The organism is Bradyrhizobium sp. 155, assembly GCF_023101105.1.
GTDB lineage: Bacteria > Pseudomonadota > Alphaproteobacteria > Rhizobiales > Xanthobacteraceae > Bradyrhizobium > Bradyrhizobium canariense_D.
Map to the genome: position 1 here is coordinate 1991418 of NZ_CP064704.1, position 12998 is coordinate 2004415.

Below are 12998 nucleotides of genomic sequence, written 5' to 3' on the forward strand. Positions count from 1 at the left end.
TGGTCATCAGGCGTCATGACGTCACCAATCATTCATCGGGTCACGACGCTTGAACTTGCCGTGCGGCCGATCGTCTGGGCGTTCGCGGAGGAGCGGCGCGCCGAGATCGCCACGCATTTCGCCGAGAAGCAGCGCGAGCGGCCAAAGATCTGGAACGGTCGCGTCCTGCTCGGGCGTGATGCAACGTTCGCCGACGGGCATCTTTCTGCGACCTATTTCGAGACCGATTTCGCGAGCTTCCTCGCCTGGCGCGATTGGGGTTTTCCCGACAAGGCCGTGTTCAACGGTTTTGGCATGGGCGCGTTGCGCGCCTCCGACGGCGCCTTCGTCATGGGTGAGATGGCGCAGCACACCGCCAATGCGGGCCGGATTTATTTCCCGTCCGGTACGCCCGATCTCGAAGACGTCAGGGGCCACACGCTGGACATTCCCGGCAGCGTGATCCGCGAACTCGAGGAAGAGACCGGCCTGACCGCCGCCGACTATCGGGTCGAGCCGGACTGGCACTGCGTCGTCACCGGCCCGACGATTGCGATGTTGCAAATCGTCAACCTGGACATGCCGGGTGATGTGGCGCGTGCGCGGATCGAAGCCAATCTGGCGGACGAGGCCGAGCCAGAGCTCTCGGCCATTCATCTCGTGCGCGGGGTGAGCGATCTCACGCCGTCCATGCCGCGATTTGTCACGGCCTTCGTCGAGCAGCAGTTCGCGTTGCGCTGATGCGCGAGGCTTGACATCGCTGCGCTCAGCCCATGTGATGGGCGAAAATATAAAACCAAAAAGAATGCAATGCACAATCGTCCAGGGAGGTTTTGATGCGCGTGCGCATGGCTGCCCGTTTGGTACGTGGGCTGTTGGTCGCGGTATCGGCGACAGGCTTGGCGCTGTCCGCCCAGGCCCAGGATCAAGGCAAAGAGAAGAAGATCAAGATCGGCGTCGTTTTCGATCTGACCGGGCCTCTCGCCGGCGGTGGCTCTGAACTCGGCTATATCGGCGCAAAGATCATTCTCGACCATTTCGCCAAGACCGGCGTCGAGGGTTACAAGATCGAAGCGGTCTATGCCGATGCGCAAAGCAAGCCCGACATCGCGATCAACGAATCCGTCCGCCTGCTCGAGCAGGAAAAGGTCGACATGGTGCTCGGCTTCTTCTCCTCGGCGCAATGTGTGCCGGTCGCGGCCCGCGTCGAGCAGCTCAAGAAGTTCATGTGGATGACGACTTGCATCTCGTCGGCCGTGTTCAACGAGAAGGGTTACAAATACGTCTTCCGCCCGCAGGCGAGCGGCGACCAGTTCGGCATGATGACCATGGATTTCATCGCGCAGAATGCCAAGGCGAAGTTCGACAAGGAGCCGAAGGATCTGCGCGTCGCCATCATTCACGAAGACGGCGCCTATGGCGTCGACGTGTCCAGGGGCAACGAGGCCGGCGCGAAGAAGGCGGGATTCAACGTCGTGATGAAGGAGGGTTATTCAGCCACCGCGCCTGACCTCTCCGCGCTGGTGACCAAGCTGAAGCGCGCCAAGCCTGATGTCATTTTCCACACTGGCTACAACCCTGATATCACGCTGTTGCTGCGTCAGGCGCGCGAGCAGGGGCTGAAGTTCGGCGCGCTGATGGGGCACGGCGCGGGTTACGGCGTCTATGAAAAACTGAAGGAAGGCATGGGAGCCGATGCCACCTACATCTTCAACACAGACCCGATCTCGATCTGGCTTGTCAACCAGAAGACCATGGATCCCAAGCTCCCGCCTGTGATCAAGATGGTTGGCGAGGAATTCGACAAGATCCGGCCCGGCGTCGCGATCCGCTCGGCGCATGTCGGCATCGGTGCGTCCAACACCTATGTGTTCATGAATGACGTGCTGCCGCGCGCGATCAAGAAGTATGGCGGGGTCGATCCGGATGCGCTGCGCAAGGCTGCCCTCGATACTGATATTCCCGAAGGGGGCACCATGCTCGGCTTCGGCGTGAAGTTTTACGGCGAGGGCACGCCGATGGCCGGGCAGAACGAGCGCTCGTTCCCGGTCGTGATCCAGTACATCGACGACAAGTCCTCCGTGGTGTGGCCCAAGAGTCAGGCGCAGCGCGAGGCTGTGCTGCCGCTGCCGAAGGGCACCACCTACAGCAATCAGTAGCGCAAATGCGCGCAGAGAGGAGAGCGGGACGGTGCTGGAAGTCAGCGGGCTGGTGAAGCGGTTTGGTGGCTTCACCGCCGTCAACAATGTGTCGTTCAAAGTCGATCAGGGCGAGATCCTCGGCCTGATCGGCCCCAACGGCTCGGGCAAGAGCACGATCTTCAATATGCTCTCGGGTACACTGGCGCCGACGTCCGGTTCGATCCTGTTCGACGGCTCCGAGATCGCGGGCCTTCCGCCGCACCGGATCATCAACAGCGGCATCGGCCGCACCTTCCAGATCCCGCGACCATTCCGCCGCCTGACGATCTTCGAGAACGTCGCGCTCGCCGGATTCTATGGCCAGGGCCGCCACAGCCGTGCCAGGGCCGAGGAGGCGGCCGAGCGCTCGCTGGCGATGGTCGGCTTGCCGACCGATCGCCATGCCAGCGTCGACGGCCTCGGCGCAGCCGGCCTGAAAAAGCTCGAACTGGCGAAAGCACTCGCCACCGCGCCCAAACTTCTGCTGGCCGATGAGAGCCTCGGCGGCCTCGACGAGGCCGAGATGGGGCAGGCGGCTAACATGCTCCGCAACATCCGCGACGAGCTCGGCATTACCATCATCTGGGTCGAGCACATCATGGGCGTGCTGATGCGCGTCGTCGATCGCGTCATGGTGCTCGATCACGGCGAGAAGATCTCGGAAGGTTTGCCGAGTGCCGTTGCCGGCGATCCCCGTGTCATCGAGGTCTATCTCGGCACCGATGCCGAGACCACGCAGGCTGCGGCCGCCGCAGCGCGCCGCCGCGCGGGGGTGCAGTGATGTTGGAGCTCCGCGGCGTCAATGCCGGCTATGGTACCTTCCAGGCACTGTTCGACGTCGATCTCGACGTGAGGGCGGGTGAGGCCGTCGGCGTCATCGGTCCCAACGGGGCCGGCAAGACCACCCTGATGCGCGTCATCTCCGGCCTGATCCGCCCCTCGCGTGGGGCGATCAGAATGGAAGCCGTCGACGTCGTGGCCACGCCGCCGCACAAGATCGTCAGCCTCGGGATCGCGCATGTGCCGGAGAACCGGCGGCTGTTTCCGCAGCTCTCGGTCGACGACAATCTCAAGATGGGCGCCTTCATGCAGGAGGCGCGCGGCCACTATGCCGAGCGGCTGGACGTGGTGTTCGAGCTGTTTCCGCGCCTGAAGGAGCGCCGCCACCAGATGGCGGGCACCATGTCCGGCGGCGAGCAGCAGATGTGCGCGATCGGCCGCGCGCTGATGTCGAATCCAAAGCTGCTGCTGCTCGACGAGCCGTCGGCGGGGCTCGCGCCGGTCGTGGTGCAGCAGGTGTTCGAGCTGGTGAAGCGGATCCGCGCCAGCGGGCTGACCGTGCTGATCGTCGAGCAGAATGTGCAGCAGGTGCTGAAAGTGGTCGATCGCGCCTATCTGATCGAGGCGGGTACGATCAGGTCCTCAGGCACCTCGGCCGAGATGCTGGCGAGCGACACGGTCAAGGAAGCGTATCTCGGGGTGTGAGGTTCATGCAGGCATGCAAGCATTTCTGGACATTTTCGACATCTACCTGCTGGAGGCCGTGATCAACGGCATCCTGCTCGGCGGCGTGCTGGCGTTGCTCGCGCTCGGGCTCAATTTGATCTTCGGCGTCATCGACGTGACCTGGATCTGCTACGCAGAGCTGGTGATGATCGGCATGTACGCCATGTACTTCCTGGTGCAGTATTACGGCATCAGCTATTTCGTCGCCGCGCCGCTCACCATCCTGCTGGTCGCGGTGCTCGGCGCGGCGCTGCATTACCTCGTGATCGCGCCGCTGCTCACGGCGCCGCCAATCAACCAGTTGCTGGCGACCGGCGGGGTGCTGTTCGTGCTGCAGAGCTTTGCCACGGTCGCCTTCGGCATCGACTTCCGTAACCTCGGCATCCGCCTGCCGGTGCTCGCCTTCGGCGACATGAATTTCAGCTACGCGCGACTGCTGTCCTTCCTGGCCGCGCTGGTCGGCATGGTCGCGGTCTATCTGTTCATGACGCGGACCTTCACAGGGACCGCGATCCGGGCGATCTCGCAGGACCGGCAGATCATGGCGCTGATGGGCGTCGACACGAAGCGGATCTATCTCATTACCTCTGCGATCGGCGGGGGGCTGGCCGGGCTCGCAGCATGCCTGCTGGTTCTGCAATATGACGTGCATCCCTTCGTCGGCCTGTCGTTCGGCCCGATCACCTTCCTGATCTGCGTGCTCGGGGGCCTCGGCAATTTCATCGGCGGCTTCATCGCCGCCTTCGTGTTCGCCGAGATCATCTCGCTCGGCGGCCTGTTCTCCGATCTCGAATGGGGCTATGTGCTTGCCTTCGCGTTCTTCATCGTCATGATGTTCATCCGGCCCGCGGGCCTGCTCGCGAGGCGCCGATGATGGGGCGGGGACGGCTTGCAGCCTGGGGGATCGGATTGGCGGCGCTGGTCGCGCTGCCTTTCGTCTATCGCGATCCCTATCATCTGCACATCCTGGTGCTGATCCTGATCTGGTCGTTCGCCTATACGTCCTGGTCGATGATGGGGCGGTTCGGCCTCGTCTCGCTCGGCCACGGCGGTTTCATGGGAATCGGCGCGTATGTCACCGCGCTACTCTGGAATCACCTGGGCTGGTCGCCCTGGATCGGCATCCCCATCGGCATGGTCGCGGCCGGCGCGCTGGCGCTGATCGTCGGCTATCCCTGTTTCCGCTTCCGCATCACCGGGCACTATTTCGTGCTGGTGACGCTCGCGCTCTCCGGCATCGTGCTCCAGGTCATTACGGCGACGCGCGACTACACCGGCGGCTCGCTCGGCTACACGCCGAACCGGGCCGCGGGCAACAAGCTCTGGTCGCTGCAATTCGACGACAAGATCACCTGGTACCTGATCGCGCTCGGGGTCTGGCTTTTCGGCATCGTGGTCTGGCACTGGGTCGACCGCAGCATGGCCCGCTATGCGCTGGAGGCGATCTCGGAGGACGAGGACGCCGCGGCCGCCGCCGGCGTCGACGTCACCGCGGAGAAGCTGAAGATCACGCTGCTCAGCGCGCTGATGACGGCATTGGCCGGCGCGCTCTACTGCCAGTACCAGATGTTCATCACGCCTGATACCGTCAGCGGCATCGCGGTGTCGCTCCAGATGGTGTTCGCGGCCATCGTCGGCGGCCTGTTCGTCTCGCTCGGCCCGACCTTCGGCGCTATCATCACGATTATGCTGGCCGAGACCCTGCGCATCGGCTTCGGCACCAAGGCGGTCGGCTGGGACAATCTCGTCTACGGCGTGTTGCTCGTGCTTTTCATCATATTCCTTCCCAAGGGTATCCTTGGTAGCTTGCTCGACCGATTGAAGCCGCAACGCAAGGTGTCCCGCGCTCATGAGCAAGAAGTCGTCCAAATCGCTCGCCCAGGAACTTGACCGCTACATCACGCCGTTCCGCTACGATGGTTCGGGCAAGTTTCATCTCAAGGATCACAAGACCAACGAGAAGGGCGACCTCGACAAGGAGAAGGCCCAGGAGATTCTCGATGCCAACATGAAGCGGCTGATCGCGTTTCAGGAGAAGCTCTACGCCCAGGACCGCTGGTCGGTACTGATCGTGTTCCAGGCGATGGACGCCGGCGGCAAGGATTCCGCGATCAAGGCGATCTTCGAGGGGATCAATCCGCAGGGCTGCGAGGTCAGTGCCTTCAAGGCGCCGAGCAGCAAGGAGCTCGATCACGATTTCCTCTGGCGCCACGTGGTCGCGCTGCCGGAGCGCGGGCATATCGGCATCTTCAACCGCTCCCATTACGAGGAATGCCTGGTGACGCGCGTGCATCCGGAGGTCCTCGCCAAGGAGAAGCTGCCGTCAATGCTCGTCACCAAGAACATCTGGAAGGAGCGGTTCGAGGACATCTGTGCGTGGGAGCGCTATCTCGCGCGCAACGGCACCGTGGTGCTGAAGTTCTTCCTCAACCTGTCCAAAGACGAGCAGCGCGAGCGCTTCCTCGACCGGCTGGAGGATCCGTCCAAGCAGTGGAAGTTCTCCATGGACGACATTAAGGAGCGCGCGCTGTGGCCGCGCTACCAGGCCGTCTATCAGGACATCGTCCGGCACACGGCAACGCCTCATGCGCCGTGGTATGTCGTGCCGGCCGACCACAAATGGTTCGCGCGCGTCGTGATCGGGTCGGCCATCGTCGCGGCGCTCGAAAAGCTCGATCTGCGCTTCCCTCGCGCCGACAAGGCCTCGGCGGGTGAATTCGACGAGGTGCGCAAGGCGCTGGAGAAGGAGGAGAAGGCGGGCAAGAAACAAAAACGCGAAAACAACCCCATGCACAGTAGCCGGGGATAACGAAATCAATGACTTGAAGGTCAGCGCGAGCGCTTGCGGATTTAACGAAATCGTTTGACTCGTCGGGCAAAACAGGGGCATGATGTGATCATCCCCAAATTCCTCAGTACTCGCGTCCACCGGTAGCAGAAGCGTTCTACATTGGCGGGAAGGGCGGCCTCGCAATTCGCCCACTTCTCGCATTTCGCTGCAAGCGAATCCGTCGCAGTCAGATGGAACGCGCCCTCAAATGTGATTTGCGCGCCGTTGATCTTGCTTGACAGTTCTTCGTCACGGGAGGACCATCTCAATGGTCGCAAACAAGCGACGCGCAACGTCCACATCAAGAGCAAGGGGAGGTCTATGACACCACCTCCGCAGATCCAGCCGCGTTAAGTGCGATGGAGCTCGTTCGGACTATCGCATAGCGGCAGAAAACCGCGAACGGCACGCCGGGCCAAGGTTTAGAGGGCTGCATCAGTGTGGCATAGCCCCTACCTGCCCGGCGCTGTATTGTGCATCACATCGATTGCACACCGATCCACGTCGGAGGGCCGTGACGCGGCCGCCGTGCTTTTGACATCGTGCTTCTCTCTTCCTCCTCCTCACGGCCGTCATTCCGGGCCGACTCCCGGAATGACGGAGGGCTGTCGCATATCAGGGCTGTCGCATATGACGTCTCAGCGGCGCCTGAGCGAGCGCCTCGTCCTTCGAGACGCCGCGTTCTGCGGCTCCTCAGGATGAGGCTCAGCTGCATCCATCTGCGTTGAAATGTTGCCGCATATTCATCCCTCATCCTGAGGGCTCGCCGCAGGCGGGCGTCTCGAAGAATGGCCGCGGTTGAGCTTCCAGCCGCGTGCCTGCATTCCGATCGCTGCACGTCCTGCCTTGAGACCGCGGTTCCCGTTTACTGCACCGCGGCAAATGCCAAGAGAATGTCGCCTCATTGGCCAACTTCCGACACAGCGCCCGGGCGAATAGCGTCGATCCGACATGATGCATGTGCTTCGGCGGTGACGGGCCCGACGTCGCCGTCGCATTCATTTTCCCAGGGATCCCTCGTGTCGCATAAGCTTGCCTCCGCGCTTCTCGCCGCGCTCTTGATCGCGATCTCATCTCTCTCCTGCGCCCGCGCCGCGCCGCCGACGAGTAGCGCTGCCGCGTTGTCGCCCGATGAGGCCAAGCGCGCGCTGGAAACGCTGCAGGACGACAAGAAGCGCGCGCAGATGATCGACACGCTGCGCGCGATCGCCAATGCGTCCGGTGCACAGCAGCCCGCGCCCGAGCCAAAATCGCCGATCCCGCTCGCGGCCGACGGCCTCGGTGCGCAGCTCATGCTCACCGTGTCCGAGGAAATCGGCGAGATTTCGCGAGACGTCGCCGATATGGCCAGGACGCTCACGCACTTCCCGGCGTTCTATTACTGGATCGTGCGGACCGCGAACGATCCCGCGGCCTACAATCTCCTGATCGAGATCGCCTGGAAGCTTGCGCTGGTGTTCGGCTGCGCCTTCTGCGCCGAATGGGTGATCTTCCGTCTGATCCGCCGCCCCGTCGTGTTCCTGGAAGGGCGCATGCCGCAAACGGCGCGTCTGCCGGTGCAGGTGTTGCCCATTGCCGATCCGCCGTCATCCGTGGCCGATGTCACCCCGGCGCCCGAACTGCACATGCGCCGCCACAGCCTGGCGCGGGCCTGGCAAATCATGCTGCGGCTGCCGCTCGTGCTGGGACGCTTCCTGCTCGAGCTGCTACCCGTGTTGGTCTTTGTCGGCGTCGCCACGGCGCTGCTCGGCACCGAGATCGGCGGGCCCACCACCGTCCGTCTCGTGATCCTCGCCGTCGTCAACGCCTATGCGTTCTCGCGCGGGCTCTTCTGTGTGGTCCGTGTGCTGGCGGGACCGTTCGGCTTGTTTCCGGTCAAGGCCGAAACCGCCGCCTATATCGAGATCTGGGCGCGCCGTATCGTCGGTGTCGGCGTCTCCGGCATCGCCTTTGCGAATGTGGCGCTGCTGCTCGGCCTGCATCGCGGCGGCTACGCCGCGCTCCTGCGCATGGTGATGCTGGTCGTGCATCTCTTCATCGTCGTCATCATCCTGCAATGCCGCCGCCAGGTCGCCGAAGCGATCCGCGCGCCGGCCGACCGGCAGGGGATCGCGGCGCGACTGCGCAACCGCATCGCGGGCGGCTGGCACTATCTCGCCATCGCGCTCGACCTTGCGCTGTGGGCCGTGTGGGCGCTGAACATTCGCAACGGCTATTCGTTGCTGCTGCAATATTTCGTCGGCACCATCGCGGTGGCGCTGATCACGCGTGTCGCCATCATGCTGACGCTGGGCCTGATCGACCGCGGCTTCCGCATCAAGCCCGAGATCCTCCAGCGCTTTCCGGGCCTCGAGATCCGCGCCAACCGCTACCTGCCGCTGCTGCGCAAGATCGTATCCGGCGTGATCGCCTTCATCGGCCTGGTGGCCGTGCTCGAAGTCTGGGGCGTCGACGCCATCGTATGGTTTTATGGGGGCCAGATCGGCAGCCGGCTGATCTCGGCGGTGGTGACGATCGGACTTGCCGTGTTCATCGCAGCTGCGATCTGGGAAGCCAGCAACGCGCTGCTGGACCGCCAGATCAATACGCTGTCGCGCGATGGGCACTATGCCCGGGCCGCGCGGCTGCGGACCTTTCAGCCGATGCTGCGCACGGCCTTGCTGTGCGTGATCGCCACTGTCGTCGGGCTCACGGCGCTCAGCGAGATCGGCGTCAACGTCGCGCCGCTGCTGGCGGGCGCCGGCATCGTCGGCATCGCCATCGGCTTCGGCTCGCAGAAGCTGGTGCAGGATCTCATCACCGGCCTGTTCCTGCTGCTGGAGAACACCGTCCAGGTCGGCGACAGCGTCAGCGTGTCCGGGCTATCGGGCGTGGTCGAGAACGTCTCGATCCGCACGATCAGGCTTCGTGCCGGCGACGGTGCCGTGCACATCGTGCCGTTCAGCGCGGTCACGACTATCACCAATGCCAGCCGCGGCGCCGGCAATGCGTCCGTCAGCGTCAACGTCGCCTACAAGGAGGATACCGACCGCGCCGGCCAGATCCTCAAGGACATCGTCGACGAGATGCGCCGCGAGGTGGAATTCCGCAGTCTGATCCGCGGCGATCTCGAGCTCTGGGGCATCGACAAGGTCGACGGCGCCATGGTGTCGATCGTCGGCCAGATCCGCTGCACCGAGGCCGGCCGCTGGCCGGTGCAGCGCGAATTCAACCGCCGCATGAAGCAGCGTTTCCAGCACAACGGCATCGAGGTCGCATCCGCCACCCAGACCATCCTGATGCACATCGCGCCGCCGGCTGATGGCGCCGCTCATCTGACGCCAAGGCGAGCGGTCGGCTAGAGAGTCTGTCCATAAACGTCGGCTTGCCAATCGAAAGCGGAAGTGTCCGACCTTACGTGTGATCGGCGGCTCGTGATCCAAACCGGAAGTCGGCATGCCAACGATAACTCAGAACAGAGGAGGTGGCGCCTTTTGGCCCCGCCTTGCCCTTAAGTTCGTTTGTGTCCACGCCATGAACGTACTCGCGCGTGTCCTTCAAACGTTTTTCTTGGATGTACGCGCTCCTCAAGTCGATTGTGTCTACCCCAATCGCCGATGACACCCACGGCGCGCGCCATGGGGCAGTCGGGGGGTACCCATTTGCTTGCGTGCTTCCTGCCGTCTGAATGCTTTTTTAAGTCAAAGCAATTGCAGAGATATCGATACCGACGAGGACAGATTCGGTATTTATACTTCCGTCCGGGTTTCTCCTGAACGCGCGCCGTTTGGTTGGCATCATAATCCCTTGAATGTTCTTGTACTCGGACATGTAGTGCGCGGCTGGAGCACCACCTGCCACGAGTGTGGTATAATCCAAACGAGCGATGAGCCCGTTTTCATCGACGTGGAATATCTGGTCCGGACAGTGAGTTCCAACCTTCTCGGGAAAAGTGATCTTGAGCCGCCGGCGTACCGTGCCTTGGTCGGTCGCCGGGTCTATCTCTTCCGCTTTGGCACTCTCAGTGACAAACATAAATGGAGTATTCAGATAATTCCAAAGTGCATACCCGGTAAAGTAAGCCAGATGCAGCCTATCCCACGTCGTCTGAAGAGTATGTCCTTCAAACGCATTTCTTGGATGTACGCGCTCCTCGATAAGCTTCCCGTCGATTGTCTCTAGCCGAACACGATCCGGTTCGTAGATGCTTTGCACGCCTTCTTCGGTAAAGTGCGTAAAGCAAGTTCGCTGTTCTTTCGTTTGCGCCTTCAATTGAACATTTTCGAAGACACCATCCCATCCCTTTCTAGTCCAGTGCGAACCATGCATCGAGAGGTTCACGTCGATCGCGTTGAATTTTCGCCATCGTTCAAGAGTTCCGTGAGACTCAAGCACCAGATCTAAAAGAGCAGTCATGTGTCCTCCGGTTCGCCCTATTGGAATTAGGGCCATCGCTTTCGATATCGCACTAGCTGCGGTTTCAGGCGCTTAGAATTCAGGGCGCCTGACCGTTGATCATCCATTAGTTGGGTTTCAGAAGGACTTTCCCGCCTTTTTGCGCATGCGCCATGGCCTGAGTTGCCTGCTCGAGCGAATAAACGCCGGCGACCGGAACGTGCAGTTTGCCTTCGGCGATCAGTCGCTCGGCTGTCCGCGTATGAGCCGCAAGCTTTTCGTGTGCATCTCGAAAGCGCGGAAATCCCAGCCAAAACCCTTCCAGGGTCATCTGCTTGAAAATGATGTTCAGAGGACTCATGGCCGCGGGCTTTCCGCTGACGCCGCCATAGACGACCATCTTGGTGTTCGACGCGAGGCAAGACGCTACCGAGTGCGAGGACTCGCCACCCACGCCGTCGATGCCCAGCTTGATTTTAGCCTTGCCGGTCGCCGCTGCGACCTGCTTCACAACGTCGGGTCCATCGACAAGGACGACGTCAGCTCCGGCTGACTTCAGCTCATCCACCAGCTCGGGTCTGCGCACGAGGCTTACCGAGCGCAGTCCGAACTCCTTTGCAAACGCAATGACGCTGCGTCCCACACCGGAATTGCCGGCGTTCTGGATGACCCAGTCGTCCTTGCCGAGTTCGACATACTCGGTTAGGAGCAATGCCGCTGTGAGCGGATTGATCCGAAGCATTGACATCTGTTGGGGATCGGCTTGCTCAGACAAGACGATGAGATCGGTGGCCGGCACCGTGATGGCCTGTCTCCACACGGGAAGCCCGATCGGAATGGCCACACGATCGCCAGTCCTTACATTTTTAACCGAGGCTCCTACGGCGACAACGCGGCCAATAGCTTCGTTCCCGAGCGGCGCGGGCGGCTGCGGCCTGATCGCATACATGCCACGGATCATCAGAAGTTCAGCAAGTCCGATCGCTGAGTATTCGACCGCGACCGTGGCTTCATTTGCTGCCGGCGGTGGGGGTGGATCGCTTTCGACAACTTCAACCACCTCGGTGGGTTTGCCAAACTTAGACATTTGCAGAAACTTCATTGTCCCCTCCGCGAGAGCTGTATGGCTCATTCCGCCAAGTAATCTTACGGTTCCCTGACCGCTCGACGCCAAACCATGCTAAGTTCATATAACGAACTGTCATTAACGTCAACCTGTGTATGAAAAATGAACTCAGAAAAAGCGCATTCGCCCGAGCTGGATCTTCGCTTGATGTTGGAGCTAAAAAACAACTGCTCCATCAAGCGAACGCTCGAGATTGTTGGTGAAACCTGGACCTTGTTGATCTTGCGCGAGGCCTCATGGGGGGTTCGCCGCTTCCAGGACTTTCAAACGTTTTTGGGCATACCAAGAGCGGTGCTGTCTGAGCGCCTGGAAAAACTTGTTGAGTACGGAATCTTTGAAAAAACTCCTTACAAGGAGCCGGGGGCGCGAAAGCGCTATCAATACGAACCCACCAAAGCCGGCATCAAGCTATTGCCTGTGCTGATGGCATTGAGCCAATGGGGAGATGAGCATCTCGGCAAAGGATCTGCCCGCATGATCGACAAAGCGACTCGGGAAGAAGTGTTTCTGAAGGTCGTCAGCAAAAACGGCGACCATGTCCCAGTGGAGCGGGTGCGACCAGTAGTGCGGAGGTAATCACACGTTTGTGGTCAATAATGTTGATCGGCTTGCTGAAAGTAAGAAAGAAGTTCTTGAGCGATTGAGCAGGCGGGGTCCCATCGTGCGATTTGCCGAGCCTGCGGATCATCGGTCGGACACGCGCCAATGAAGCACTAACGCCAGCTGAGCGGGCCCCACGCGATTTCCACACATGGCCCAACTCGGACCTAGGGTGAGGTGCGCCAACGCGGCCGGTATCGGAGGCAGAGTGGACCTCAGACGAAGTGCAGCGCGAGTTTATGAGTACATGTCCTAACATTACAGTTGCTTTTTTGATTTGAAGTGGGCGCGTTGAGCGGCAGCCTGGTGAGCTCTGCGCCAGAAGGACCATGCGATGATGTGTGCGGGTTGAATCCGCTTCCGCGCAAGTCTGATAGCAATGCGGCGGATTTCCTGGATTGAC

At 61.4% G+C, this 12998-nt stretch carries 11 protein-coding genes; 9 read left to right on the forward strand and 2 right to left on the reverse strand.

Features of this window, described 5'->3' with window-relative positions:
• Positions 1-15: 15 nt before the first annotated feature.
• The 8 genes from IVA93_RS09685 to IVA93_RS09720 all read left to right on the forward strand — a co-directional run bounded on the left by IVA93_RS09685 (position 16) and on the right by IVA93_RS09720 (position 9836).
• Positions 16-720: a hypothetical protein gene (locus IVA93_RS09685; protein ID WP_018454354.1), complete on the forward strand. Its 705-nt coding sequence runs from the start codon at positions 16-18 to the stop codon at positions 718-720.
• 95 nt (positions 721-815) lie between these two features.
• Positions 816-2138 (forward strand): ABC transporter substrate-binding protein, encoded by a 1323-nt coding sequence (locus IVA93_RS09690; RefSeq protein WP_247371923.1) that lies wholly within the window; start codon positions 816-818, stop codon positions 2136-2138.
• A gap of 31 nt (positions 2139-2169) precedes the next feature.
• On the forward strand, positions 2170-2940 hold the full coding sequence (locus IVA93_RS09695; RefSeq protein ID WP_018454356.1) for an ABC transporter ATP-binding protein: 771 nt from the start codon (positions 2170-2172) through the stop codon (positions 2938-2940).
• On the forward strand, positions 2940-3644 hold the full coding sequence (locus IVA93_RS09700) for an ABC transporter ATP-binding protein (protein WP_018454357.1): 705 nt from the start codon (positions 2940-2942) through the stop codon (positions 3642-3644). The genes IVA93_RS09695 and IVA93_RS09700 overlap by 1 nt, the downstream gene beginning before the upstream one ends.
• Before the next feature lie 13 nt (positions 3645-3657).
• Positions 3658-4539 (forward strand): branched-chain amino acid ABC transporter permease, encoded by an 882-nt coding sequence (locus tag IVA93_RS09705; RefSeq protein ID WP_018454358.1) that lies wholly within the window; start codon positions 3658-3660, stop codon positions 4537-4539.
• The gene (locus tag IVA93_RS09710) at positions 4536-5555 is read left to right on the forward strand and encodes a branched-chain amino acid ABC transporter permease (RefSeq protein ID WP_026232717.1); all 1020 of its coding nucleotides are present in this window, start codon (positions 4536-4538) and stop codon (positions 5553-5555) included. The genes IVA93_RS09705 and IVA93_RS09710 overlap by 4 nt, the downstream gene beginning before the upstream one ends.
• Positions 5515-6474, forward strand: coding sequence for a polyphosphate kinase 2 family protein (locus IVA93_RS09715; RefSeq protein ID WP_018454360.1), 960 nt, complete (start codon positions 5515-5517; stop codon positions 6472-6474). The genes IVA93_RS09710 and IVA93_RS09715 overlap by 41 nt, the downstream gene beginning before the upstream one ends.
• A gap of 1040 nt (positions 6475-7514) precedes the next feature.
• Positions 7515-9836 carry a mechanosensitive ion channel domain-containing protein gene (locus tag IVA93_RS09720; RefSeq protein WP_018454361.1) on the forward strand — a complete coding sequence of 774 codons (2322 nt, stop codon included), beginning with the start codon at positions 7515-7517 and terminating at the stop codon, positions 9834-9836.
• A gap of 334 nt (positions 9837-10170) precedes the next feature.
• On the opposite strand, the gene IVA93_RS09725 is transcribed toward IVA93_RS09720, so the two are convergent.
• Positions 10171-10890, reverse strand: coding sequence for a hypothetical protein (locus tag IVA93_RS09725; RefSeq protein ID WP_018454362.1), 720 nt, complete (start codon positions 10888-10890; stop codon positions 10171-10173).
• A gap of 106 nt (positions 10891-10996) precedes the next feature.
• Positions 10997-11971 (reverse strand): zinc-dependent alcohol dehydrogenase family protein, encoded by a 975-nt coding sequence (locus IVA93_RS09730; RefSeq protein ID WP_018454363.1) that lies wholly within the window; start codon positions 11969-11971, stop codon positions 10997-10999.
• Positions 11972-12097: 126 nt separating this feature from the next.
• On the opposite strand from IVA93_RS09730, the gene IVA93_RS09735 reads away from it, so the two are divergent.
• Positions 12098-12571 carry a winged helix-turn-helix transcriptional regulator gene (locus IVA93_RS09735; protein ID WP_018454364.1) on the forward strand — a complete coding sequence of 158 codons (474 nt, stop codon included), beginning with the start codon at positions 12098-12100 and terminating at the stop codon, positions 12569-12571.
• Positions 12572-12998: the final 427 nt, after the last annotated feature.

Bases quoted from the DNA above. Each gene is read 5' to 3' on its own strand.
- IVA93_RS09685 (WP_018454354.1), top strand. From the start codon at position 16: ATGACGTCACCAATCATTCATCGGGTCACGACGCTTGAACTTGCCGTG.
- IVA93_RS09690 (WP_247371923.1), top strand. From the start codon at position 816: ATGCGCGTGCGCATGGCTGCCCGTTTGGTACGTGGGCTGTTGGTCGCG.
- IVA93_RS09700 (WP_018454357.1), top strand. From the start codon at position 2,940: ATGTTGGAGCTCCGCGGCGTCAATGCCGGCTATGGTACCTTCCAGGCA.
- IVA93_RS09705 (WP_018454358.1), top strand. From the start codon at position 3,658: ATGCAAGCATTTCTGGACATTTTCGACATCTACCTGCTGGAGGCCGTG.
- IVA93_RS09710 (WP_026232717.1), top strand. From the start codon at position 4,536: ATGATGGGGCGGGGACGGCTTGCAGCCTGGGGGATCGGATTGGCGGCG.
- IVA93_RS09715 (WP_018454360.1), top strand. From the start codon at position 5,515: ATGAGCAAGAAGTCGTCCAAATCGCTCGCCCAGGAACTTGACCGCTAC.
- IVA93_RS09725 (WP_018454362.1), bottom strand. From the start codon at position 10,890: ATGACTGCTCTTTTAGATCTGGTGCTTGAGTCTCACGGAACTCTTGAA.
- IVA93_RS09730 (WP_018454363.1), bottom strand. From the start codon at position 11,971: ATGAAGTTTCTGCAAATGTCTAAGTTTGGCAAACCCACCGAGGTGGTT.
- IVA93_RS09735 (WP_018454364.1), top strand. From the start codon at position 12,098: ATGAACTCAGAAAAAGCGCATTCGCCCGAGCTGGATCTTCGCTTGATG.